Raw genomic sequence first — 25,975 nt, 5'->3', positions numbered from 1 at the left:
TCACCTGCTGCTGGGTCGCCTGTTGCAGGACTTATATACAGAGAGAAATCAATGTTCACTATCAATGCAGAAGTTCGTAATGTGCAGGGTAAGGGTGCGAGCCGCCGCCTGCGCGCAGCTAACAAGTTCCCGGCTATCATTTATGGTGGCGATGCCGCTCCAGTTGCTATCGAACTGGACCAGGACAAAGTCTGGAACCAGCAGACTAAAGAAGGGTTCTACACTGAAGTTCTGACTATCGTTTTCGATGGTAAAGAAGAAAAAGTGAAAGTTCAGGCTGTTCAGCGTCACCCGTTCAAGCCAAAACTGTCTCACGTCGACTTCGTTCGCGCTTAATCGCCAACAAGTTGAGAAAAACCCCGCATTGCGGGGTTTTTTTATGTCTGCTATTTGCTGCCGGACGTGCGGCGCTGGAGCTGATCGCGCAGATTCGGTGGCGTACCTTTAATGGTCAGCGTATCAGTGGCCGGATCCCAGAAGATGCGTTCGCCCAACAACATCGCATCAAAATTGACGGTTAAGCCACCGCCGCTGCCGGAAAATTTGGTTAACTGGCGCAGCGTACTACGATCCGCGGGGAAGCTCTCTTCCAGCTCGTAGCCCTTATCTGCGGTAAACGCCTGGAAACTGACTTCGCTGATGCCTGCCAGCTCCTTAGACAGCGATTCCAGCTCGATCTCTTCGCCAGCCTGCAACTGCTCGCTGCAATAGCTGTAAACCTGCTGACGCACGTTCTGACGCTCAGATTTATCAAGTTGTGCCTCAGCGGTGAAGTCATCCAACGCTTGCAGTAAACCTTTATTCTGCGCTTTCGCGTTCAGGCCTTCGCTGGCACCGAGGAAGTCCATAAAGAAGTCCGCGACTTTGCGTCCAACGCGCCCTTTCAGGAAGGTCAGGTAGCGGGTCGAATCAGGATTGGTTTCCCATTCGGTCAGATCGATGCGCGCCACGATATCCGCGTGGTTGATATCCAGATAATGCGTGGAGCTAATGTCGAGCTGCTCATTCACACGCATGCTGCTCAGGTTATTCAGTACTGTGACCAGCAAATATTCTACCGCCAGGTAACGGTACTGGCAGAACAGCACGATGCCGCCATCCGCAAACGGGTATTTTGCCAGTTCGTCACGCAGACGCCCGGTTGCCGCCCGGCTGAATGCGAGAAAATCCTCTTCGCCCTGGCGCTGAAGGCGCAGACTTTGTGCCAGTTCACTCTCTTCGGTGAACATGCCATACGCTTTATTTTTGGCACTATAGACGCGGTGTAATTCCGCCATCATGTCCACGACGGTTGCCGTTGGTTCAAGTAACGAATCGCGCAGCACCAGCTCCAGGGTTTGCTCATCGCGCTTGATAAGCTGGTGCAAGGCAATCTGGTTGATATCCAGACTCATGATAAACTCTCCTTTAAGACCGGGCGGTATTCAACCACCACCAACGGATGTGTGCAACAGAAGATAAAAAAGGGGAAAAAAAGCTACTGCTACGGTAATATGTTGCCCTTTCATCAACAAACTGATTTTGATTTATGCCACAACATTCCCGCTATAGTGATGAACACGTTGAACAACTGCTCAGTGAGCTGGCCAACGTACTGGAAAAACACAAAACACCGACCGATCTTTCCCTGATGGTTTTGGGAAATATGGTTACCAACCTTATCAATACCAGCGTTGCACCCGCTCAACGTCAGGCGATTGTAAAATCTTTCGCTCAGGCTTTGCAGTCCTCGGTTAGCAACGATCGGGCGCATTAAGGGAAACGAACAACAGTTTATGGTAACGAATCGTCAGCGCTACCGCGAAAAAGTCTCCCAGATGGTTAGCTGGGGGCACTGGTTTGCCTTGTTCAACATTTTGTTGGGCATGGTGCTTGGCAGCCGTTATCTGTTCGTGGCCGACTGGCCGACGACGCTAACCGGGCGTATCTACTCCTGGATAAGCGTTGTTGGGCACTTTAGCTTTTTAGTCTTTGCCACGTATCTGCTGATTCTGTTTCCGCTGACATTTATCGTGATGTCGCAGCGGCTGATGCGGTTTTTATCCGCGATCCTTGCCACTGCGGGCATGACGCTGCTGCTTATCGACAGCGAAGTCTTTACCCGTTTCCACCTGCATCTTAATCCTATCGTCTGGGAACTGGTGATTAACCCCGACCAGAACGAAACCGCACGTGACTGGCAGCTGATGTTTATCAGCGTGCCCATTATCCTGCTGATTGAAATGCTGTTTGCCACATGGAGTTGGCAAAAACTCCGTAGCCTGACGCGCCGTCGTCACTACGCAAAACCTGTCGCCGCGCTGTTCTTCGTGGCGTTTATCAGCTCGCACGTGATGTACATTTGGGCGGATGCAAATTTCTATCGCCCGATTACCATGCAGCGAGCCAATTTGCCGCTTTCCTATCCGATGACGGCGCGCCGCTTCCTCGAAAAACACGGTCTGCTGGACGCGCAGGAATATCAGCGTCGGCTGGTCGAGCAAGGCAATCCAGAGGCCGTTTCGGTTCAATATCCGCTGAGCGATTTGCGCTATCGCGATATGGGACAAGGCCAGAACGTTCTGTTAATCACCGTCGATGGTCTGAACTATTCTCGCTACGAGAAGCAAATGCCTGCATTGGCTGAATTTGCTGATAACAATATTAACTTCACGCAGCATATGAGTTCGGGTAACAACACCGACGCTGGCATCTTCGGCCTGTTCTACGGTATCTCGGCAAGCTACATGGATGGTGTTCTGTCTTCACGTACGCCTGCAGCACTGATTACATCACTGAATCAGCAGGGCTATCAGCTGGGTCTTTTCTCATCAGATGGTTTTAGCAGCCCGCTTTATCGTCAGGCTTTATTGTCAGACTTCTCGCTCCCTAGCCCGCAGAGTCAGTCTGACGAAAAAACAGCGGGTCAATGGGTAAACTGGCTTAATCGCTACGCACAGGAAGATAACCGTTGGTTCTCCTGGGTCGCGTTTAACGGCACCACGCTTGATGACAGTAATCAGAAAGGCTTTACCCGCCGTTACAGCCGTGCCGCTGGCGATGTAGACGCACAAATAGCACGCGTTCTGGATGCGTTACGACAGTCAGGCAAACTGGATAATACGGTGGTCATTATTACCGCCGGTCATGGTGTGCCGTTGGGTGACGAAACCAAGAGTATCAGTTGGTCGCGCCCTAACCTGCACGTCCCACTGGTTATCCACTGGCCGGGTACACCTGCCCAGCGCATTAGCATGTTGACCGATCATAAAGATGTGATGACCACGTTGATGCAACGTCTGCTGCACGTGAGCACGCCAGCGAACGAATACTCTCAGGGTCAGGATTTGTTTAGCCCAGTACGTCGTCACAACTGGGTCACCGCGGCGAGTAGCCATACGCTTGCGGTGACGACACCGGTTCTGACGTTAGTCCTGAACAGTAATGGTAATTATCAGACGTACAATCTGCAGGGTGAGAAGATTCACGACCAAAAACCGCAGTTGAGTTTGCTGTTGCAGGTACTGACGGATGAGAAACGCTTCATCGCTAACTGATTAATAATAAATCAATTAGCGCCGTAACCCCTTGCATTCAGAGTGGAAACGGGTAGGATTATTTTACGCGTCGGCACGTAGCGCAGCCTGGTAGCGCACCGTCATGGGGTGTCGGGGGTCGGAGGTTCAAATCCTCTCGTGCCGACCAAAATACTCCATAAAAAAACCAACCTCTTGAGGTTGGTTTTTTTGTATCACCATTAAGCTTACTGCTTATCGCTTCCACCGAGGAAATAAATTCCCAGCGGTATCGCAAGCAGTACGGTAAAGACCAGGCTGTAGACAAAGATCATTGCCGACTGCAGCACAAACATACTGGTGGTCCATGCCGAGAGCGGAATGTTGTATTGCTCAATCACGCCAACAATGGTTGCTCGCCCCACTCCAGCGGCTGCAATCAAAAACACAACGAAAAGCGCCAATAAGAATTTGCGGCCTTCAGGCGTTTTAAGCTTTGCGCGAACCATCATGTCTCTCTTCCCTTTACAGATGAATAACATTATTTGCCGCTAACCCTAACACGATCGCGCCCTGCGTTCCAGAGCAGCATTTACCTCTAAACATGCGCTAAACAAGCAGTTAAATTCACCACGCAAAGTGAAAAAATAGGTAAATCAATCTCCTTCACAAAGTGCGCTATGCTAATCTTGCCCAGAACGTTTGACATAAAAGGAATGACTGTGAAAAACGCACCTAAATTTGCCATTGCCCTTCTCGCCGCTGCCTGCATGAGCACCAGCGCTTTTGCCAGTGAACAACAGAAAGTCCAGCCGCTGGAAAAGATTGCGCCCTATCCGCAGGCTGAAAAGGGAATGAAGCGCCAGGTCATCCAACTGCCGGCTCAGGAAGATGAGTCAGGATTTAAGGTGGAGCTGCTGATTGGTCAGAACCTTGAAGTGGACTGCAACCTGCATCGTCTGGGTGGCAAACTGGAAAGTAAAACGCTGGAAGGCTGGGGTTACGACTATTACGTTTTTGGTAATGTGACCTCCCCGGCCTCTACCATGATGGCTTGTCCGGATGGCCAGAAAACGCAGAAGTTTGTGACGGCTTATCTGGGCGACAACAGCCTGCTTCGCTACAACAGCAAACTGCCGATCGTGGTCTATACGCCTGAGAATATTGACGTGAAATATCGCGTCTGGAAGGCAGAAGAGAAAATCCACAACGCCGTCGTGCGTTAGAAAAAAGGCCGGGTTGCGATAACCCGGCCTTTTTTAAACTCAGAGCGCGATATCCGCGACCGGTTTAGCGTCCGGCTGAGGTTTTGCCTGCGGTTGGGCCTGTGGCGCAACGTCGGCGGCTTGCGGTTTGTCGTATTTCAACTGCAGAACGTGGCTGGTGAACTCCAGCTCTTGTTCCGTCGCTGCGACGTTACCATTTAGCCTGGTGCCATAAGAAGGAATAATCGTTTTCAGCTTTGCCTGCCACTCAGGGCTGGCAACTTTGTCTTTGAACACTTTTTCCATCAAATGCAGCATGATAGGTGCAGCAGTAGATGCGCCCGGTGATGCTCCCAACAGCGCCGCAATTGTGCCGTCTTTGTCACTGACCACTTCGGTACCCAGACGCAGAACACCACCCTCTTTTGGATCGCGTTTGATTATCTGAACACGCTGGCCTGCCTGCCACAAACGCCAGTCCTCTTTCTTCGCCTGCGGATAATACTCTTGTAGAGCCGCAAAACGATCGTCGTCAGACAGCATCACCTGGCTCAGCAGATATTTCACCAAATCAAAGTTATCCAGACCCACGTCAACCATTGGCATAAAGTTTGAGGTTGTGGTTGAGCTCAGCAGATCCCACAGAGAGCCATTTTTCAGGAATTTGGTGGAGAAGGTTGCGAAAGGTCCAAACAGCACCACGCGCTTGCCATCAAGAATACGTGTATCAATGTGCGGCACGGACATCGGTGGCGCACCCACAGAGGCTTGACCGTAAACCTTCGCCAGGTGACGGTTCACAACTTCTGGGTTATCGGACACCAGGAACTGGCCGCCAACCGGGAAGCCCGCATAGTCGTCTGCTTCAGGAATACCGGATTCTTGCAGCAGTTTTAACGCAGCACCACCTGCTCCGATAAAGACAAACTTCGCCTTGATAACATGTTCCGCTTCGTTATTTTTGAGATCGGCAACGGTCACGCTCCAGCTGTTATCCGCGTTGCGCTTAAAACCACGCACTTCGGTGCTGAGTTGCAGATTGAAATCATCTTTTTTCTGCAACGCGCTTACCAGCTGACGGGTGATTTCACCGTAGTTAACGTCAGTACCAATCTCAGTGCGGGTTGCCGCCACTTTCTGATTCGTGTTACGCCCTTCCATGACCAGCGGTGCCCACTCTTTAATCTGGGCATGATCTTCTGAATATTTCATGCCACGGAACAGGCTGCTCTGCTGTAATGCCGCGTAGCGCGCGCGCAGGAAATTGACGTTCTGTTCGCCCCAGACAAAGCTCATGTGCGGCACGGTATTGATGAACGAGTGCGGATCGTGCATGACGCCGCTGTTAACCTGATGGGACCAAAACTGACGCGAAACCTGGAAAGCTTCGTTGATCTCCACGGCCTTCTCGATACTAATGGAACCGTCCTTTTTCTGCGGTGTATAGTTCAGTTCCATAAGTGCCGAGTGACCCGTACCGGCGTTGTTCCAGCCGTTTGAGCTCTCTTTTGCTACGCCATCAAGACGTTCAACCATGGTCATCGACCAGTCTGGTTGTAATTCTTGCAGATACGTACCCAGAGTGGCGCTCATGATGCCGCCGCCGATTAAAAGGACATCCGTTTCCTGCTCTTTCGGCGCATCAGCCATCGCGGTCAAAGAGACGGCGTTTAGCCCCACAGCCATAGAAAAGAGCATGGCAGTCATTTTTTTCATCATTTATGCCTTACTTGTTATCGAATTTTTTGTGGAAATTGCAGGTGAAATAAACTGCGGGGCAACGGTAGCAACTTTTAAATGGTGTTTAAAGGTTACGAAATTATTGTAATTGTGAAATTTAATGATGTGTTGTTTATAAGGATATTATTTTACCGACTGGCAAAGAGCCTCTTTTCTGGCTACTATGCTGCACTTTGTGATCGCGCGCACGGATGCCTGCCCAAACCTGCGAATTTTATGTCATTACCACACTCTTCTCACCTGACGCCTGAAGATAGCCGCGTCGCAAGCGTGCTGCGCTCGCCAAAACTGTTTATGCGTGAAACGCTGGCCGGTGTTATTACTGCGCTGGCGTTGATCCCCGAAGTGATTTCATTTTCTGTTATCGCAGGCGTTGACCCAAAAGTAAGCCTGATTGCGTCGGTGGTGTTGTGCCTGGCGCTTTCCGTTATGGGCGGTCGTCCAGCAATGGTGACTGCCGCTGCGGGGTCTGTCGCACTGGTTATCGGCCCGATGGTGCATCTGCACGGTGTTCAGTACATCCTTCCCGCCGTCTTACTCGCCGGCGTTATCCAGATTCTGTTTGGGGTGCTGGGAATGGCGCGACTGATGCGCTTTATTCCGCAGTCGGTCATGACAGGGTTCGTGAACGCCCTGGGGATTCTTATTTTCTTCGCTCAGGTTCCCCATTTCTGGAGTAAAGAGCCGCTGATTATCGGCCTGTTCGTACTGACATTGCTGATTGTGCTGTGGGCGCCGCGCGTTATCAAAAGCGTGCCGTCCCCGCTCATTGCGATTGTTCTGCTGACTCTGTTCACCGTGTTCAGTGGGCAAATTCTGCCAACCGTTGGTGACGAAGGCTCGATGAGCGGCGGTCTGCCTGGTTTTACGCAACTGTTGGTTCCGTTAAATCTGCACACCTTGAGCATCATCTGGCCCTGTGCGTTAAGCATCGCGTTTGTTGGCCTGATGGAGTCGTTGTTGACGGCAAAACTGGTGGACGAACTCACGGCAACGACGTCCAACAAACGTCGTGAAAGTATTGGGCTGGGTGTCGCTAACATGATGTCCGGGATTTACGGTGGTATCGCCGGTTGCGCAATGATCGGTCAAACTATCGTCAACGTTGAAATGGGCAAAGGTCGCAGCCGCGTTTCGACTATTGCCGCCGGTCTGGTGCTGCTTGTCCTGGTCACCGGGCTAAGCGAAGTGATGGCTAAGATCCCCATGGCAGTGCTGGCCGGGATTATGGCGATTGTGGCGTTCAAAACCTTTAACTGGCACAGCATTCAGCCTGCTACGGTGAAAGGCGCGCCAATAGCCGAAACGGTCGTGATGTTGATCACCGTGGCGGCTACCGTCTCAACCGGTAACCTGGCGATTGGCGTGCTGGGCGGGATCGTCGTGATGGTGATTATTCCCTCCCGCCTCAACCATAAACACGCCGCTACATCAGGAAAATCGTCGCCAGACCAAGAAAAATAAAGAAGCCGCCAGTATCGGTAATGGCGGTAATCATCACGCTCGACCCCACCGCGGGGTCGCGCCCAAGCTTGATCATCGTGAGGGGAATAATGACCCCCATAACCGCGGCCATCAGCAGGTTGAGCACCATCGCCAGAGTCATCACACCACCCAGCGCCATATCGTCATACAGCCACCAGGTCACGCAGCCCATTATCCCGCCCCAGACCAAACCGTTAATCAGCGCCACCCCCATCTCTCTGAAGATCAGGAAAGAGAAGTTGCCCGGCTGAATATGTTGCAGCGCCAGCGCACGCACGATCATGGTGATGGTTTGGTTTCCTGTATTGCCGCCAATTCCTGCGACAATAGGCATCAATGACGCCAGCGCCACCAGCTGAGAAATCGTGTGTTCAAAACCGTCAATCACCCGCGAAGCAATAAACGCGGTGCACAGATTCACGGCGAGCCATGCCCAGCGAGTTTTTACCGCTTTACTCACGGGCGCATAGACGTCCTCTTCAGCACTCAGACCACCCATAGCGCGCATGTCGTTGTCGGTCTCTTCGTAAACGACATCCACAATTTCATCAATGGTGACGCGGCCCATTAATTTGCCAACCGAATCGACCACAGCGGCACTGATCAGGTTCTCACGCTCAAAGGTTCGGGCGGCTTTTTCAGCATCGTCTTCCGGTGAGAAGATCATCGGCTGGGCTTCCATAACCTCGCTAACCCGACGCTGCGCGCTGTTTAGCAGGATCGTTTGCAGCTCAAGTTCACCGAGCAATGTTTTATCACGCGACGTGACAAACAGCTTATCGGTGTTCTGAGGCATCTTGCCTCGGCGCCGTAAATAGCGCTGCACGGTCGCCAGCGTAACGTCGGGACGCACCATGATCACCTCAAACTCCATGATCGCACCGACGCTATTCTTCTCGTAATTCATGACCTGACGAACGCGAGCGCGTTCATCCGCTGGCAGCGATGCCAGCAGGCGACCGGTCAGGTTACGCGGCAGGTGTTGTACCAGATAGATTTGTTCGTCGATATCCAGCGTTTGCACCGCGTCGAGAATATCGCGGTCGCTCATCTCATCAATGAGATCTTCCCAAACGTTTTCGGAGGCCTCGAGCAGTACCTGCCCGCGTTCATGGGCCTGAACCAGGCGCCATAGCGCATGACGCTCTTCCGAAGGCAATGCTTCGAGCGTATCTGCCAAATCGGGTGGTGGCAGGTGAGCAACCAGTGCCCCTACCTCAGCAATATCGTCGGATAACTTACCGACATCATATTGCTCAGCCAGGGTCAATTTGCCTAATAACGTCGAGGTGACGGCTTTGTCAGTGGTGAGCAGCCAGATGAGACGGGCGCGCTCCTGGTCGCGCACCCTTGCGCTGTTTTTAGTGATTACAGACATCAATCATTAATCCATGAAATAAGATGGCATTAAGCATAGCGCGAGGATATGTAAATGATAATAAGCAGAGGAAAGATAGAGGGAAAAAAGCGGCTATTGTGGGAAATGAATGCCGGGTTACCCCGGCATTTACCCATTATGCGGTGCGGGCCACTGCATCACGCGATGCGGCATCGCGTTCATCGCCGATCAGTTCGCTCAGCTGGCCATTACGCATTTCAAGGAGACGATCGGCGTGAATGAAGTAGTGATCGTCATGACTGATAGCAAAAATGGTCTTACCCATTTCCTGCATCAGCGGCAGCAAAATCTGATAAAACTCGCGGCGGAAGTGCGGATCCTGATCGGCGGCCCATTCATCCAGCAAAATGATATCGCGCTCTTCTGCCAATGCCAGCAGTAACGCCACGCGCTTTTTTTGCCCTTTCGACAGCTTGAGATTAAGGATTTGGCCATCCTTCAGCTCAAGCTTGTGCGACATTTGCAGTTGCTCAAGCCACTTCGTGACCAACGCTGGATTAGCCTGTTTGCCTTCTGGTCCCAGCAGCCGATCGAATAGCCAGACGTCAGTAAAGACCGCAGAAAACAGCTTGCGGTAATCTTCCGGCTTGTCGACGGAAACTGGTTTACCGTCCAGCAAAATGGCCCCCGACTGCGGCTGATAAAGGCCGGTCAGCAGCATCGCCAGCGTGGATTTACCGCTCCCGTTCCCCCCAATCAGGAACAACAGTTCACCGCGGTTGATGGTCAGATTAACAGGGCCAACGGCAAAATTATTGTCCTGGTAATGGAACATCGCATCGCGAAGCTCCAGGGTTTTCCAGTCAGGGAATGCCTCAGGACGCGGGAACTCCGGCCTGAACGGAGCCAGTGCAAATTGATTCAGCTTTCTGAAGGCCACTTGCGCACTGAGCAGCGTCGGCAGTGCGCCTACGGCAGACAGCAGCGGCGTACGTAAAAACAGCAGCGTCAATGAGTAGGTTGCCGCCACGTTAGTGTCAGCCCATCCGAGGCTGTTCGCCATCCAGAACACCAGGCCAATCGCACCCAGCATCATGATGTTGGACCAGTTCACCGCGCTCAGATGGAAAGTATCAGCCCGAATAATATGGTGACGATATTCACGCGCGTCCGGAATATAAAGGTTGTTGAAAATGTGTTCGGCGCGTTCGCGGTTGAGCGTCAACTCTTTACGTCCTTCCAGCACCGTCTGGTAGTCGTTGTACAGCTTGTCTTCGGTTTCGCGCAGCACCGCCATATGCTTATAGACTCGCGACACCAGCAGATAGCCACCCCAAATGGTGACGACTATCCACAGTGCGGTGACGGCTAACATTTTGGTTGAAAGCCACGCGAGGTAAGCCGCAGAACCAAAGGTTAAAATGATCCCCTGCACCAGTTCTGGCAGGCGAACAAAAGCAATCGTAATGGCGCGTACATCGCTGGTCAGCCCGGCAAGCAGCGAAGCACTGCCCAGCTGTTCAATGCGTTCAACCTGAGTATCGAGAATACGTTTGATAAACTCACCGCGCAGGCGATAAACAAAATGGTGTCCCAGCGCCGTGAGTGCCAGCTGTGAAGCCAGCGTCACCGCCATCAGCAGCAACAGCAAGCCCAGAAATTCCGGCAAAACCGACAACGTAGAGTCGACCATTTCGATCAGGCGAACATTAATGAAAGCGATAAGGCCAATGCCCAACGCGGCGCTGGCAAGGCTTAACGCCATTACCGCGACAAACGGCCAGCGGTACTGGCGCCAGACAAGAAGAAGTAGCTGCATGCAAAGCGATCCGGACAAGAAAAAACAGCCAGCAGTGTAAACTGCCCGACGGTTACATCAAGAATAATTCTTATTTTTATTCGCTATACGATGCCTGACGGAAGGTCAGATTGAGACGATACTCCCCTGTCAGAAGATGTTGGCCCGTTTTAAGCGGCTGAATGCCGTGATAAAACAGACGCGATTCCCCGCCCCAGACCACGACATCACCATGTTCAAGCATGATACGTTTTAACGGATCATTACGCTGCAAACCGCCAAACTGGAATATGGCTGGCAAGCCCAGTGATACGGAGACAATCGGTGCGCGAAGGTTGGGTTCGTCTTTATCCTGGTGCAGGGACAGTTTCGTCCCTTCTGCATAGCGGTTTACCAGACAAGCATCAGGCTTAAAATCAGCATATCCAGCCGCGACCGCTGCCTCGTGGCATAGGGTGGAGAATGCTTTCGGCATTGTTGGCCACTGGCGGTGAGTCATGGGATCGGTAGGGGAATAGAGATAACCCCGATCGTTGGTCGTCCAGCCTAAATCGCCACAGTTGGTCATGGCTACCGACATCGTATATCCGCCGGGTGTAATCATATGCCGAAACGGAGATACAGCCGCCACTTCCTCGATACCCTGCAACAACGCCTGCGCGCGCGACAGGGCAAAACGGCGCAGCACCACAGCACCAGGGGCCAGTGGTTCTTCCCAGGGTTCTTCTTCTGCAAAAAGATCGAGCATTATTCCTCCTGCGTTTTGACTTCGCGCGCCAGCAGCTGTGCCTTACGCGCAATTCCCCAGCGATAGCCTGACAGCGCCCCATCATTGCGTACCACCCGGTGACAAGGAATAACGATCGCCAGCTTGTTAGCGGCGCAGGCACTCGCTACCGCGCGTACGGCGTTAGGTTTACCAATCGCCTTGGCAACCTGCTGGTAAGTCACCGTTTCGCCGTAAGGAATAGAGCTTAGCGCCTGCCAGACCTGCTGCTGGAAAGCCGTCCCGCGGATATCCAGTGGCAAAGCCTGCGCGGCTTCGCGATTATCCAGGCCGTTAATCACCAGGTGTACCCGCGCCTCGAACTCGCTGTTTGATGTCCCTGGTCTGGCAAAAGGAAAAATGGTTTTTAACTCTTCCAACAGCGTAGGATCGTCATTACCCAGCAAAATGGCGCAAATTCCGCGTTCGCTTTCGGCCACCAGACAACGTCCCAGCGAACAATCGCTCAACGCATAGTGGATAGCAACCTCATCGCCGCCTTTGCGGTATTGCTTTGCAGTCATACCCAGCGCTAAATCCGCTTGTCGATAATAGCTGCTGCTGTCGGGGAATCCCGCAGCCAGCACAGAATCGGTAATGCTTTCACCTTGCGTCAGCGAATGGCGCAAACGGCGCGCACGCGCAGCCTGCTGCCAGGCTTTTGGCGTCATACCGGTGACGGACTTGAAGAGGCGGTGGAAATGCCAACTGCTCATCGCAACCTGCTCCGCCAGAGCGTTCAGCGTGAGGTTTGGTTGCTGCTCCAGCAGACGGCAGGCCTTTTCGACTTTAGCCACCCGCAGCACCTGAGGATCGGATCTGTCCGGTAAGCAGCGTTTGCAAGGACGGAAACCAGCCTGCTCCGCGTGGCGGGCATCGGGATAAAAGTGCACATTTTTGCGCAGCGCATGACGCGCGCGACAGGAGGGGCGGCAAAATATACCGGTGGTCTGCACCGCAAAAACAAACTGATCATCGGCATGACGATCGCGAGCCAGCACGGCCAACCAGCGATCGTCATCAGTGTTAAGCGTCACGTTTTTCATCATGGACTCCTCTTACAAGCATACTCACACAATGCCCGAGCGCCACTGAATAAAAACCCGCAACCTTGCTTTTTAATTCTTATCGTTGACCAGGAAGCTTTGAAACTGCGGCGAGCTCCAGGTTTTAAAGTTCTCGCCCTCTTTGGTGATCATATACACCGCCAGACCTTCCTGGCGTACCACCTCTTTCGCTTTCTCCGGTCCGAGCACCATCAGCCCCGTATCCCATGCATCAGCCTCAAGCGCGGTAGGCGCGATGACGGTGACGGATACCAGATTGTGTTCGATAGGACGACCGGTTTGCGGATCGATAACATGAGAAATACGCTTGCCATCCAGCTCGTAGTAATTGCGATAGCTGCCGGAAGTGCTGATGCCATGGCCATTGATATCAACAATCGCCTGCACCGCGTTTTGTTGATCGGTTGGTTTCTGAATAGCAACGCGCCACGGCTTATCACTGGCGTTCATTCCCCGGCTGACCAGAGCGCCTCCCACCGACACCAGATAACGCGAAATGCCTTCCTGAGCCATCAACGCTGCCAGATGATCCGCTGCGTAACCTTCTCCGACCGTTGAGAGATCGACAAACAGATCGGGGATGTCTTTTTGCAAATACTGCTGACCATATTGGTGTATCACCGTCAGATGCTGCAATCCCGTGCGAGCCCGCGCATCGTCAATCTGGGCGATGTCCGGTGTAGTCACTGGCTGTTTGTTTGGGCCAAATCCCCACAAATTCACCAGCGGTCCGACGGTGATATCCATCGCTCCGTTGGTTTTATACCCGACGTGCAGCGACTCGATAACAATATCCGCCATCGCTTCACTCACCGGCCAGAGCGAAGTGCTGTTCGACAGGTTGAACCGCATCAGCGCCGAATCATTTTTATAGGTTGAAAGCAGCTGATCGTCAGCGTCGAGCTGGGACTGAATTTTACCGCGAAGTTCGTCTTCGCGTTTTTTATCAATATTGATGACGCTCACGCGCCAGGACGTTCCCATAGTCTTACCTTCCAGCACGCTAGCCGCCGCAGCAGTCGTGGTGGGTGCGGAGGAAGAAGAATCGCATGCCGTCAGAAAGAAAAGTGTCGCCAGAAGGCTGGCTCGCAAAAAAGTCATGTCCATTCGTTATTATCCTCATGCCAGGTCGGCAAGGGTACACCAAAAAGCATCGTTTGTAAGACCTTATAAAACGCATGAAAAAAGGGGCCTGCTGGCCCCTTCTGCAATACTGACTGCGTCTTAGAACTGGTAAACCAGACCCAATGCGACGATATCATCAGTACTTACACCAGCCTGTTCGGTAAAGTTGTTTTTATCCAACAGGTTGATTTTGTAATCCACGTAGGTGGACATGTTTTTGTTGAAGTAGTAAGTCGCGCCAACATCCACATATTTCAGCAGATCCTGATCGCCGAAGTTGGTGGTGTTGTTGCTTACGTCCTTGCCTTTTGACTGCAGGTAAGCCACGGAAGGACGCAGACCGAAGTCGAACTGGTACTGAGCAACCACTTCGAAGTTTTGCGCTTTGTTAGCAAAACCGTAGATGTCGCTGCTGCTCTGGGAGTTACCAAAGCGGGTTGCGTTGTAAGTCTGAGAGTACTGTGCTGCCAGATAGATGTTGTTCGCATCATATTTCAGGCCGCCGCTGTAGACTTCAGCGTTGTCGCCTTCACCGTAAACGCCTGCTGCGTTCTGGTCCGCAGTACGTTTAGAAGAAGACATCGCGCCACCCACGCTGAAACCTTCGCCCAGATCGTAAGTCAGAGACGCGCCATAACCGTCGCCATTCTGTTTCAGGGTACTACGACCAGCGTCGTTTTCACCGCTGACGCTGCCGTTTTTACCTTGATACTGCAGAGCAAAGTTCAGGCCATCGACCAGGCCGAAGAAGTCCTGATTACGGTAGGTCGCAACACCGTTTGCGCGGGATTGCAGGAAGTTGTCAGAACCGTAAGTATCGCCGCCGAATTCCGGCAGAACGTCGGTCCAGGAAGTCACGTCATAGATAACGCCGTAGTTACGGCCGTAATCGAAAGAGCCTGCATCAGCAAATTTCAGACCCGCGAACGCCACACGAGTCCAGGACTGGTTGTCGCTTTCAGTGGTGTTACCCTGAACCTGGTATTCCCACTGGCCGTAGCCGGTCAGTTGATCATTGACCTGCGTTTCGCCTTTGAAGCCAATACGCATGTAGGTTTGATCGCCGTCGTTGTCTTTATCGTCGGAGAAATAGTGCAGACCGTCGACTTTACCGAACAGATCTAATTTGTTGCCATCTTTGTTGTAAATTTCAGCCGCATTTGCTGCGCCTGCTACCAGCAGTGCTGGTACCAGGAGGGACAGTACTTTAACTTTCATTTTATTAACCCTCTGTTATATGCCTTATTATGACCACTGCTTACTGGTTAACCCTCTTAACCAATCGGCAACTTCATTCTCCGCAAAAATACAGAATAATCCAATGCGAATATGATACGAAAACTTTGAAGATGTTTCATTCATCGCTAGAGATGTTTCATTTTGTAAATATCACGGAACTTTTACACAGCACAAATAGCTAAAAAATTAAGCACGTATAATCAACAAGCCAACTTTACAGATTAATATCAATAAGTTGCAGTAAAATACCCTTACAGCACTGAATGACAAAACAAAAGGTAACGAGATCACTAAAATATATCTCGCTATCATCATTAACTTTATTTATTACCGTCATTCATTTTTGAATGTCTGTTTATCCCTAATTGAGCCGAGTGCAATGCATTCGGTTTTTTTTTACTCTTCTTTACGCAAATATGAATAATTTGTGCTACCACCACGAAATTATAACGACTATTAATTAATCCTCTACCATCTATCACTCTCGCCAACTAAATTGTTTCAACTCTTAATTTCTTGTTATTTCGTGCTATTTATTTGCGATTTTGGTAATTATGTATACAGCACTGTTCTTTTTGTACACATTTGGCATTGCCACCCAACACGATCCCCTCTGCGTAAAAAGTCTTCTCTCCTCCGTCAACGGCGCTGGAAATTCAATTATTACCCTTTATACTGCCGTATTCCCTAAAGTGCGGCCAACGCGGGTTAATCCTATCAATGAGTCAGTCTGAAACCACAGCATCGAGCAAGTTCTCCCTTCTTCCCGGGAGCATCACCCGTTTCTTTCTTCTATTGATCATTGTGCTGTTGGTGACCATGGGTGTGATGGTGCAAAGCGCGGTCAATGCATGGCTTAAAGACAGAAGTTATCAGATTGTTGATATCACCCACGCCGTACATAAGCGAATCGATACCTGGCGATACGCCACCTGGCAGATTTACGACAATATTGCCGCCGCACCGGGAAACGCATCCGGCGAGGGCTTACAGGAAACACGTCTCAAACAGGACGTCTATTACCTTGAAAAACCGCGTCGTAAAACCGAAGCACTCATTTTTGGCTCGCATGACAGCGCGACGCTTGAGATGACTCAGAGAATGTCGACCTATCTCGATACGCTCTGGGGTGCCGAGACAGTGCCGTGGTCGATGTACTATTTGAATGGTCAGGATAACAGCATGATCCTGATCTCCACCCTGCCGTTAAAAGATCTCTCTTCCGGATTTAAAGAGTCTACGGTGGGTTCGATCGTTGATTCACGCCGCGCCGAAATGCTCCAGCAGGCAAATGCCCTTGATGAGCGTGAAAGCTTCTCTTCTCTGCGCCGCCTCGCATGGCAAAACGGCCACTACTTTACGCTACGCACCACATTTAACCAGCCAGGTCATCTGGCGACCGTCGTTGCATTCGATCTGCCAATCAACGATTTGATTCCGCCCGATATGCCGCTGGACAGTTTCCGCCTTGAGCAGGATACCGCAGTACAGAATATGCGTACCCCGCCCGATAAAGAGGGAGCGGAGAGCGTATCAATCTCCTTTAATGGCACTAAGATCGAGATTGCCTCCTCGCTAAACACCACCGGTATGCGTCTGGTATGGCAGGTTCCCTTTGGCACGCTGCTGCTGGATACGCTACAAAATATCCTGCTGCCGCTTTTATTGAATATTGGGCTGTTGGCACTGGCGCTTTTTGGCTACAGCACTTTCCGATTCCAGCCTGGACGCTCGGGCGAAAACTTGTCGTCTTCAAGTTCTAATAGCGAGTTGCGGATCTTGCGCGCGTTGAATGAGGAGATCGTCTCAGTGCTGCCTCTCGGGCTGTTGGTACACGATCAGGAAGCCAACCGCACCATTATGAGCAATAAGATTGCGGACCATTTGCTGCCGCATCTCAATCTGCAGAACATCACCTCCATGGCCGATCAGCATCAGGGGATTATTCAGGCAACCATCAATAACGAGCTGTACGAAATCCGCCAGTTCCGCAGCCAGGTCGCCTCCCGTACCCAAATCTTCATTATTCGCGACCAGGACAGAGAAGTTCTGGTGAATAAGAAACTGAAGCAGGCTCAGAGGTTGTATGAGAAAAACCAGCAGGGTCGCGCGGCATTTATGCACAATATCAGTGAGGCATTTAAGCGACCGTTGAAAGCCCTGGCCGTTCAGGCTGAAGCGATAAACACACCTGAGAGTAAACAGCTTTTGAGTCAGACGGACACGTTGGTTCGTCTGGTCGATGAAATTCAGCTCGCCAATATGCTGGAAGATGACAGCTGGAAAGGCACTTCATCACTGTTTTCAATCCAGGACTTGATCAACGAAGTGGTACCCGACGTTCTGCCGGTGATTAAGCGCAAAGGTCTTCAGCTCCTGATTAATAACAATTTGCCCGCCAACGACCAACGTCATGGCGATCGTGAAGCATTGCGCCGCATCCTGCTGATGCTTATTCAATATTCCGTTACCACCACGCAAATTGGCAAAATCACGCTGGAAGTCGGCACGGATGAGTCCGCAGAGGACCGCTTAACCTTCCGTATTCTGGACACCGGTGAAGGCGTTACGCTGAGTGAAATCGATAATCTCCACTTCCCGTTCCTGAACGACACGCAAAGTGACGGATACGGTAAAGCCAACGCCCTCACCTTCTGGCTTTGCGACCAGCTGGCGCGTAAGCTCGGCGGGCATTTAAATATCAAAGCTCGCGAATCGCTTGGCACACGCTACTCTCTGCATGTGAAAATGCCGGCCAATCCGCAGGAAGAAATAGATGAAGAACGCCTGCTCGATGATGTCGTGATCATGGTCGATGTGACCTCAAATGAGATCCGCAGCGTAGTGGTTCGTCAGTTAGAAAACTGGGGGGCAGTATGCATAACCCCGGATGAAAGGCTCACGAGTCAAGAATTTGATCTCTTTTTGACAGATAATCCGTCTAATCTTACTGCCTCGGGCTTGCTTTTAAGCGATGATGAGTCAGGCGTGCGGAAAATCGGCCCTGGCCAGCTGCGCGTCAACTTCAATATGAGCAATGCAATGCAGGAAGCTGTACTACAACTAATAGAAGAGCAGCTGGCGCAAGAAGGGATACTGGAGTCGCCGCTGGGCGGCAATGAAAATGCTGAACTCCATGCCAGTGGATATTATTCACTCTTTGTAGATACAGTACCAGATGATGTTAAGCGGTTGTATACTGAGTCCGCAGCGAAAGATTTCGCTGCACTGGCACAGACAGCACACCGACTTAAAGGGGTGTTTGCCATGCTCAATCTGGTTCCGGGCAAGCAGTTATGTGAAACGCTGGAACATCTTATTCGCGAGAAGGATGCTTCTGGCACAGAAAAATACATCAGCGACATTGACGCCTACGTCAAAAGCTTGCTGTAGCAAGGTAGCCTTATACATGAACAATATGAACGTAATTATTGCCGATGACCACCCGATTGTACTGTTCGGTATTCGCAAATCACTTGAACAGATCGAGTGGGTGAATGTTGTCGGTGAATTTGAAGACTCTACAGCACTTATAAATAATCTTCCGAAACTTGATGCACATGTACTCATTACCGATCTCTCCATGCCTGGAGATAAGTACGGCGATGGGATCACCCTGATCAAATACATTAAGCGTCACTTCCCGAGCATCTCGATTATTGTTCTGACGATGAACAACAATCCGGCGATCTTAAGCGCCGTACTGGAACTCGATATTGAAGGGATTGTCCTGAAGCAAGGCGCACCAACCGACCTGCCTAAAGCGCTGGCGGCACTGCAGAAAGGGAAGAAATTTACCCCGGAAAGCGTTGCCCGTCTGCTGGAAAAAATCAGTGCAGGTGGTTACGGCGACAAACGTCTGTCACCGAAAGAGAGTGAAGTGCTACGCCTGTTTGCAGAAGGTTTCCTGGTGACGGAGATCGCTAAGAAACTGAACCGTAGCATCAAGACCATCAGTAGCCAGAAGAAGTCAGCAATGATGAAACTGGGCGTGGAGAACGATATCGCCCTGTTGAACTATCTCTCTTCCGTTACGCTGAGTGCAGTCGATAAAGACTGATTGGTCTTAGCCCTCAAAAAAAGCCCGGTAAAGCTTACGCTTACCGGGCTTTTTTACGCTCTTGTCTTTCTGACTCGTTCTGCGTAAACCGACAACGTCTGCTTCAACACATCCAGAGTGACCGGCTTTGACAGACAACTGTCCATTCCCGATTCCAGGCATCGCTGTTTTTCTTCCGCCAGTGCGTTTGCCGTCACCCCAACAACCGGCAACGTCATGCCTAGCTGGCGTATACGCTGAGTCAGGCGGTAGCCGTCCATGTTCGGCATGTTCACATCGCTCAGTACAATATCGACGTGGTTTTTGCTCAAGACATTCAACGCATCAACGCCATCGTTTGCCGTCAGACATTGATAGCCAAGCGAGCCAAGCTGGTCAGCCAAGAGGCGGCGGTTAATGGGGTGATCGTCCACGACCAGAATCATCATATCGTCATTCATCGACACCGCTGAATCTGGAGACGGTAACGCCGCTGCACCATCGCGTGAGTTGACGTCAACGTGGTAAATATGGGCGAGTAGCGTGAGCAGCTCATGCGGCGTTGCCACACTGTGGACCCACTCCCCAGGCACACGCTCCTGAGGGATGCCAATATGACGGCGACAGAAAACAATCGCCGCTCTCCCCTTCCACGATGCCTCCACCGCATCATCGGTCAGCAATACATCGTCTGCCCCTGCCGTTTGTCCTTCATAGAGCGCAACGCGGATACCGCTACTGGTCAGCAGTGATTCCAGGAAGGTGTGCAGCGAAGCGTTGCGTACTGCCAACCAGCAGGTCTTATCGCTTAGTCCTTCTGCGACTGTTTCTTCTGCATACCGCGCGGCATAAAGCGGGATACGGATGGTAAACTGGCTCCCCATACCGGGTTCAGTATCGACCGAGATATCACCGTCCATCATGCTGATGAGCTTCTCACAAATCGCCAGCCCCAGGCCGGTTCCCTGGAAGTTACGCTGAACGCCCGTCCCCACCTGGAAGAACGGATCAAACAACTTCACGACTTCTTTTGCCGGGATCCCCACCCCGGTATCGCGAACACGAATACTGAGATAATCCCCGGCGCGGCTAACGTGCAGAATAATGCAGCCAATATCGGTAAATTTAATGGAGTTGCTTAGCAGGTTAGAGATGACCTGCTGCAAGCGCATTGGATCGCCATGCAGCGTCAGCGGCACGTCAGGTTCGATAAAGCAGTAAAGTCCAAGCTGTTTACGCACGACCAGCGGCATATAGTTGGCACTAATGTGGTTCATCACCTCGCGAGGAGAAAACTCGCTCGGTTCAATTTTCAGCTGTTCTGACTCAATTTTGGAGAAGTCGAGAATATCGCTGATGATTTTCAGCAGTAGACTCGACGAATTGTTCATTGCCGTCACCAGGCGGTCGACGCCTTTTGGCAACTCCTTGGTTTGCAGCAGATCGAGGTTTCCGATAATCCCATACAACGGGGTGCGCAACTCATGGCTGACGGTTGCCAGGAACATTGATTTCGACTGGCTGGCCTGCTCTGCCGCCTGCGCCATTTCCTGTAGCGACTCTTCCATTTTTACGCGCGACGACACGTCCACCAGCACACAAATCGCCACGTTCTCGTTTCGGTAACGGGAATGGACAAAGCTGATTTGCAGATTGGTGTGGTTACTGGTCAGTACATCGACAAAATTGACCTGCTGGCCGCAGATAATCTGCGTGAGCCGCTGCCGGTCTTCATGCGTCAACATGTTGAGATAATTATGCGCCAGTTCATTGCTGAGGATATTGGTTCCATCCTGAGTGCGTAAAATACAAATCCCGACCGGTGCAGAAGCGACAATTTTACGGTTAAATTGCTCGTGTTCTTCCAGTCGTTGGGCATCAATTTCAGCAGGAATAAATATTTTACGCTCGTACATACGCGCCAGCATAAACAGCGCGATACCCACCAGCACGTTAAGCAAAATGGAGTTCAGGATCAGCATTCGAATTCGTTCCAGTACCATATCGACCGGTACGGAATAAACAATGCTCAGGGAGGACGGCGGAAGGCTCTTCTTGAGAACCAGCTCGCGGAAACCAGAGGTATAACCGAACCAGGAGCGTTCCTGCATCCAGCGCGGATCCACTTTTAACCGGCTTTCCGGTCCGGTCAGCGAGATCAGCGTATGACCGTTTTCATCGAGGATAGTCACACCCATCGGCAGGCTGCCTGGCGTAAAGAAGTTTTCCATCCTGATGGACTGCTCAGTACCCAACAGTGCCTGCAGACGATTGGCCAGGTAGACCGGCGTCAATGCATAGAAATAACCAATGCCCGGACGCGGGCCCTGGCTTATCCAGAAGATGTTATTACCGCGTTCTTCCTGCGGCGCGTTGCGGTATTTTACGATACGTTCATGCAGGCTTTTCAGGGCGTCATCACGCTCGACCGGCAGATCGCGTAGACCGAAATCAGCCATACAGAGGTTATCGCTGCCGATGAGAAAAACGCGATTGAGATCGTAAGCGGCAGAGAAATTGTCCCGCCAGTAGCGCATAAACCAGGCCAGCGATTCCAGCGAACCACGCCAGGTATTTCCCATCGCTGAACAATCGGAATCCGGGAATAGCGGCTCGAAATCCGGCACCTCTGTTTTGTCATCTCGCCCACGGATAGCAAGAATACCGTTTTCTGCCGTCAGACGGTTTTCAGCAATATACTTCAGCTCTTTCATCACATCAGACGTGCGCTGAATATAGCGCTGGGCCTGGTCGGAGCTTAAGTTAAACTCCTGACGAATCTCCGATTCTTTTTGATGCAGTGCGTTAACGATGTAAAACACTGAGAACAAAGCAACCAGTAGCCAAAGCAATAGCGCCAGCGCCCGAAATAGATAGCGAGAGACTTTTAGCGTGGTACGAAAGGAGACGAGGTATTTCAAAGGGGCGAGGCTCCGCCATCGGGGTCAAAAAGAATGTGGTTAAGGTAGCGGTAAACGCGCTTTGTCGCAATGTTCAGTTGTCTGCAATAAAGAAAGGGCCGGAAACCGGCCCTTTTTTCGTCAGAAGACATTACTCGTCGGCATCATCTGCCACATCGTCGTCGGTTTCCGCTTCCGGCGCGATTTCATCATCGCCTTCCGCTACGCTCCCGTCGATGGAGTCCAGTTCTTCATCATCTACTGGCTCAGCAACACGCTGCAGACCCACAACGTTCTCGTCTTCCGCAGTACGGATGAGGATTACGCCCTGAGTGTTACGACCGACCACGCTTATCTCTGATACGCGCGTACGCACCAGCGTACCGGCATCGGTGATCATCATGATCTGGTCGCTATCTGTCACCTGCACAGCGCCGACAACGGAACCGTTGCGCTCGGTCACCTTGATAGAGATAACGCCCTGCGTGCCACGAGATTTAGTTGGATACTCGCCTTCTGCGGTACGTTTACCGTAACCATTCTGCGTCACGGTCAGGATTGCGCCTTCGCCACGTGGAATAATCAGGGAAACAACGCTGTCTTCACCCGCAAGCTTAATGCCGCGAACGCCGGTAGCCGTACGGCCCATCGCGCGTACTGCACCTTCTTTAAAGCGAACGACTTTACCCGCAGCAGAGAACAGCATGACTTCATCGGAACCGGAGGTCAGATCCACACCGATCAGTTCGTCACCTTCGTTCAGGTTCACCGCAATGATGCCGGCTGAACGTGGACGGCTGAACTCAGTCAGCGCGGTTTTCTTCACGGTACCGCTCGCGGTAGCCATAAAGACGTTTACGCCTTCTTCGTACTCGCGTACCGGCAGGATCGCGGTGATACGCTCGTTCTGCTCAAGCGGCAACAGGTTGACGATTGGACGACCACGCGCACCACGGCTCGCTTCTGGCAACTGATAAACCTTCATCCAATACAGGCGACCACGGCTTGAGAAGCACAGGATCGTGTCGTGGGTGTTGGCCACCAGCAGGCGGTCAATAAAGTCTTCTTCTTTAATACGTGCTGCCGATTTGCCTTTACCACCACGACGTTGAGCTTCGTAGTCGGTCAGCGGCTGATACTTCACATAACCCTGATGAGAAAGGGTGACTACAACATCTTCACGGTTGATCAGATCTTCAATGTTGATGTCGGAAGTATTCGCAGTGATTTCAGTACGACGTTCGTCGCCAAACTGATCGCGGACCAGCTCCAGCTCTTCACGGATGACTTCCATCAGACGATCGGCGCTACCGAGAATATGCAGAAGTTCTGCAATCTGCTCCAGCAGCTCTTTGTACTCATCAAGCAGTTTTTCGTGCTCAAGGCCGGTCAGTTTCTGCAGACGCAGATCCAGAATCGCCTGGGCCTGCTGTTCAGTCAGATAATATTGACCGTCACGCACGCCAAACTCAGGTTCCAGCCACTCAGGACGTGCTGCGTCATCGCCCGCGCGTTCCAGCATGGCAGAAACGTTACCCAGCGCCCAAGGCTGAGCGACCAATCCTGCTTTCGCTTCCGCAGGCGTAGGTGCGCGACGAATCAACTCGATAATCGGGTCGATGTTTGCCAGCGCCACGGCCAGAGCTTCGAGGATGTGGGCACGATCGCGCGCTTTGCGCAGTTCGAAAATAGTACGACGCGTCACGACTTCACGACGGTGACGTACGAACGCGCTCAGAATATCTTTCAGGTTCATAATCTTCGGCTGACCATGGTGCAGTGCAACCATGTTGATACCGAAGGAAACCTGTAGCTGAGTCTGGGAATACAGGTTGTTCAGAACAACCTCACCCACCGCGTCACGTTTAATTTCAATTACGATGCGCATACCGTCTTTATCAGACTCGTCACGCAGCGCGCTGATACCTTCAACGCGTTTATCTTTTACCAGCTCGGCAATTTTCTCGATCAGGCGTGCTTTGTTCACCTGATACGGAATTTCATGCACGATGATGGTTTCGCGACCGGTTTTAGCGTCAGCTTCCACTTCTGCACGGGCACGAATATAAATTTTGCCACGACCGGTACGGTACGCTTCTTCAATACCACGGCGGCCATTAATGATAGCGGCGGTAGGGAAGTCCGGACCCGGAATGTGTTCCATCAGCCCTTCAACGGTGATCTCTTCATCATCGATGTAAGCGAGACAACCGTTAATGACTTCGGTGATGTTGTGCGGCGGAATGTTCGTTGCCATACCGACGGCGATACCAGAAGAACCGTTAACTAACAGGTTCGGGATCTTGGTTGGCATAACGTCTGGAATTCTTTCGGTGCCGTCGTAGTTATCGACGAAATCAACCGTATCTTTTTCCAGGTCGGCCATCAGCTCATGGGCGATTTTCGACATACGGATTTCCGTATAACGCATCGCCGCGGCAGAGTCACCATCGACAGAACCAAAGTTACCCTGGCCATCTACCAGCATGTAACGCAAGGAGAATGGCTGCGCCATACGGACGATGGTGTCATAAACGGCAGTATCACCATGTGGGTGATATTTACCGATGACGTCACCCACGACACGGGCAGATTTTTTGTAGGCTTTATTCCAGTCATTGCCCAATACATTCATGGCGTATAGTACGCGACGGTGTACCGGCTTCAGGCCATCTCGGACGTCTGGCAGCGCACGGCCAACAATGACCGACATCGCATAATCCAGATAGGAGCTCTTAAGCTCTTCCTCGATGTTAACCGGTGTAATTTCTCTCGCAAGGTCGCTCATCTAACCGCTATCCCTCTACTGTATCCCGGATTCAAAGGTCGCAAATTATAACACAACCGCGTTGATACAGGTAAACCTGTATGCTTTATTCATACGCCCTGCCTGATATACTCGAAAGTCTTGCTAAATAAGGAGTAAAAGTGCCCATGAATGCCGAAAAATCCCCGGCGGCTCACAACGTCGACCATGCAGAAATCGCCAAATTTGAAGCGGTTGCATCCCGCTGGTGGGATCTTGAAGGTGAGTTTAAACCTCTGCATCGTATTAACCCACTGCGTCTGGGCTATATCGCAGAGCGTTCCGACGGCCTGTTCGGTAAGAAAGTGCTCGATGTTGGCTGCGGTGGCGGCATCCTGGCAGAAAGCATGGCGCGCGAAGGGGCAACGGTCACAGGGCTTGATATGGGCTTTGAGCCATTGCAGGTTGCCCGCTTGCATGCGCTGGAATCCGGGGTTCAGGTCGAATACGTTCAGGAAACCGTTGAAGAACACGCGGCAAAATTTGCACACCAGTATGATGTGGTGACCTGTATGGAAATGCTTGAGCACGTGCCCGACCCGCAGTCGGTGGTCAAAGCCTGCGCGGCGCTGGTTAAACCTGGCGGACAGGTATTCTTCTCCACCATCAACCGTAACGGCAAAGCATGGCTGATGGCCGTTGTTGGCGCGGAATATGTCCTCCGCATGGTGCCTAAGGGTACGCATGACGTGAAGAAATTCATCAAACCCGCCGAGCTACTGGGTTGGGTGGATGGTACCTGGCTCAAAGAGCAGCATATCACCGGCCTGCATTACAATCCGTTAACCGACAAGTTCAAGCTTGGCGCGGGCGTGGATGTTAACTATATGTTGCACACAACCGCTAAAAACGACTAACGTCATCAACTATTCTTATAAAGATTGCGCAGCATCATGTTGCGCAATTCTGACCTCTCGTTGAAGAAATCAGCACTCGATCAAATTTTAGATTTTTTTTCTTATTTATTGACAT

The 25,975-nt window shown here is 51.6% G+C and carries 19 protein-coding genes and 1 tRNA gene; 9 read left to right on the top strand and 11 right to left on the bottom strand.

Annotated features, from left to right (window positions below):
- The first annotated feature begins 51 nt into the window (after window positions 1-51).
- A complete protein-coding gene (rplY, locus tag AC6EMZ_RS07505) occupies window positions 52-336 on the top strand; it encodes a 50S ribosomal protein L25 (protein WP_498401838.1) in 285 nt (94 codons plus the stop codon).
- Between the two features lie 50 nt (window positions 337-386).
- Here rplY and yejK read toward each other — a convergent pair whose 3' ends face one another.
- The gene (gene yejK, locus AC6EMZ_RS07500) at window positions 387-1,394 is read right to left on the bottom strand and encodes a nucleoid-associated protein YejK (RefSeq protein ID WP_498401837.1); all 1,008 of its coding nucleotides are present in this window, start codon (window positions 1,392-1,394) and stop codon (window positions 387-389) included.
- A 134-nt stretch (window positions 1,395-1,528) separates the two neighbouring features.
- Here yejK and AC6EMZ_RS07495 point away from each other — a divergent pair, with 134 nt between their 5' ends.
- The 3 genes from AC6EMZ_RS07495 to AC6EMZ_RS07485 all read left to right on the top strand — a co-directional run bounded on the left by AC6EMZ_RS07495 (window position 1,529) and on the right by AC6EMZ_RS07485 (window position 3,684).
- On the top strand, window positions 1,529-1,756 hold the full coding sequence (locus AC6EMZ_RS07495; protein WP_498401836.1) for a YejL family protein: 228 nt from the start codon (window positions 1,529-1,531) through the stop codon (window positions 1,754-1,756).
- A 19-nt stretch (window positions 1,757-1,775) separates the two neighbouring features.
- Window positions 1,776-3,536, top strand: a complete 1,761-nt coding sequence (gene yejM, locus AC6EMZ_RS07490; protein ID WP_498401835.1) for an LPS biosynthesis-modulating metalloenzyme YejM — start codon at window positions 1,776-1,778, stop codon at window positions 3,534-3,536.
- 71 nt (window positions 3,537-3,607) lie between these two features.
- Window positions 3,608-3,684 (top strand) — tRNA-Pro (locus AC6EMZ_RS07485).
- Window positions 3,685-3,742: 58 nt separating this feature from the next.
- Here the strand turns inward: AC6EMZ_RS07485 and AC6EMZ_RS07480 are convergent.
- Complete coding sequence (locus AC6EMZ_RS07480) at window positions 3,743-4,003, bottom strand: DUF2534 family protein (protein WP_498402295.1); 261 nt, start codon at window positions 4,001-4,003, stop codon at window positions 3,743-3,745.
- A 207-nt stretch (window positions 4,004-4,210) separates the two neighbouring features.
- Between AC6EMZ_RS07480 and eco the strand changes: the two genes are divergently transcribed.
- Window positions 4,211-4,720 (top strand): serine protease inhibitor ecotin, encoded by a 510-nt coding sequence (eco, locus tag AC6EMZ_RS07475; protein WP_498401834.1) that lies wholly within the window; start codon window positions 4,211-4,213, stop codon window positions 4,718-4,720.
- A 39-nt stretch (window positions 4,721-4,759) separates the two neighbouring features.
- On the opposite strand, the gene mqo is transcribed toward eco, so the two are convergent.
- Window positions 4,760-6,415: a malate dehydrogenase (quinone) gene (gene mqo / locus AC6EMZ_RS07470; protein ID WP_498401833.1), complete on the bottom strand. Its 1,656-nt coding sequence runs from the start codon at window positions 6,413-6,415 to the stop codon at window positions 4,760-4,762.
- A 240-nt stretch (window positions 6,416-6,655) separates the two neighbouring features.
- On the opposite strand from mqo, the gene AC6EMZ_RS07465 reads away from it, so the two are divergent.
- Entirely contained in the window at window positions 6,656-7,903 is a 1,248-nt protein-coding gene (locus tag AC6EMZ_RS07465) for a SulP family inorganic anion transporter (protein ID WP_498401831.1), read from the top strand.
- Here the strand turns inward: AC6EMZ_RS07465 and mgtE are convergent.
- From mgtE to AC6EMZ_RS07435, 6 genes are all read right to left on the bottom strand, one after another.
- Window positions 7,866-9,302 carry a magnesium transporter gene (mgtE, locus tag AC6EMZ_RS07460; protein WP_498401830.1) on the bottom strand — a complete coding sequence of 479 codons (1,437 nt, stop codon included), beginning with the start codon at window positions 9,300-9,302 and terminating at the stop codon, window positions 7,866-7,868. The genes AC6EMZ_RS07465 and mgtE overlap by 38 nt on opposite strands.
- 136 nt (window positions 9,303-9,438) lie before the next feature.
- Window positions 9,439-11,082 (bottom strand): multidrug ABC transporter permease/ATP-binding protein, encoded by a 1,644-nt coding sequence (locus AC6EMZ_RS07455; RefSeq protein ID WP_498401829.1) that lies wholly within the window; start codon window positions 11,080-11,082, stop codon window positions 9,439-9,441.
- A 76-nt stretch (window positions 11,083-11,158) separates the two neighbouring features.
- Window positions 11,159-11,809, bottom strand: coding sequence for a DNA oxidative demethylase AlkB (gene alkB / locus AC6EMZ_RS07450; RefSeq protein WP_498401827.1), 651 nt, complete (start codon window positions 11,807-11,809; stop codon window positions 11,159-11,161).
- A complete protein-coding gene (gene ada / locus AC6EMZ_RS07445; RefSeq protein ID WP_498402294.1) occupies window positions 11,809-12,873 on the bottom strand; it encodes a bifunctional DNA-binding transcriptional regulator/O6-methylguanine-DNA methyltransferase Ada in 1,065 nt (354 codons plus the stop codon). Before ada ends, alkB begins: the two co-directional genes overlap by 1 nt.
- Window positions 12,874-12,945: 72 nt before the next feature.
- On the bottom strand, window positions 12,946-14,001 hold the full coding sequence (apbE, locus tag AC6EMZ_RS07440) for an FAD:protein FMN transferase ApbE (RefSeq protein WP_498401826.1): 1,056 nt from the start codon (window positions 13,999-14,001) through the stop codon (window positions 12,946-12,948).
- Between the two features lie 117 nt (window positions 14,002-14,118).
- Window positions 14,119-15,237, bottom strand: a complete 1,119-nt coding sequence (locus tag AC6EMZ_RS07435; RefSeq protein ID WP_498401825.1) for a porin OmpC — start codon at window positions 15,235-15,237, stop codon at window positions 14,119-14,121.
- A 741-nt stretch (window positions 15,238-15,978) separates the two neighbouring features.
- Between AC6EMZ_RS07435 and rcsD the strand changes: the two genes are divergently transcribed.
- Both rcsD and rcsB read left to right on the top strand, forming a co-directional pair.
- The gene (gene rcsD / locus AC6EMZ_RS07430; RefSeq protein WP_498401824.1) at window positions 15,979-18,651 is read left to right on the top strand and encodes a phosphotransferase RcsD; all 2,673 of its coding nucleotides are present in this window, start codon (window positions 15,979-15,981) and stop codon (window positions 18,649-18,651) included.
- Window positions 18,652-18,667: 16 nt separating this feature from the next.
- Window positions 18,668-19,318, top strand: a complete 651-nt coding sequence (gene rcsB / locus AC6EMZ_RS07425; protein WP_498401823.1) for a response regulator transcription factor RcsB — start codon at window positions 18,668-18,670, stop codon at window positions 19,316-19,318.
- 53 nt (window positions 19,319-19,371) lie between these two features.
- On the opposite strand, the gene rcsC is transcribed toward rcsB, so the two are convergent.
- Both rcsC and gyrA read right to left on the bottom strand, forming a co-directional pair.
- The gene (gene rcsC / locus AC6EMZ_RS07420) at window positions 19,372-22,218 is read right to left on the bottom strand and encodes a two-component system sensor histidine kinase RcsC (RefSeq protein ID WP_498401822.1); all 2,847 of its coding nucleotides are present in this window, start codon (window positions 22,216-22,218) and stop codon (window positions 19,372-19,374) included.
- A 130-nt stretch (window positions 22,219-22,348) separates the two neighbouring features.
- Window positions 22,349-24,985 (bottom strand): DNA topoisomerase (ATP-hydrolyzing) subunit A, encoded by a 2,637-nt coding sequence (gyrA, locus tag AC6EMZ_RS07415; RefSeq protein WP_498401820.1) that lies wholly within the window; start codon window positions 24,983-24,985, stop codon window positions 22,349-22,351.
- A gap of 146 nt (window positions 24,986-25,131) precedes the next feature.
- On the opposite strand from gyrA, the gene ubiG reads away from it, so the two are divergent.
- Window positions 25,132-25,860 (top strand): bifunctional 2-polyprenyl-6-hydroxyphenol methylase/3-demethylubiquinol 3-O-methyltransferase UbiG, encoded by a 729-nt coding sequence (gene ubiG / locus AC6EMZ_RS07410; protein WP_498401819.1) that lies wholly within the window; start codon window positions 25,132-25,134, stop codon window positions 25,858-25,860.
- Window positions 25,861-25,975: the final 115 nt, after the last annotated feature.

This window comes from Enterobacter sp. SCRI0065 (genome assembly GCF_059766475.1).
The sequence above is the reverse complement of the archived record's forward strand: the minus strand, read 5'-3'. Positions and strand labels throughout refer to the sequence as shown.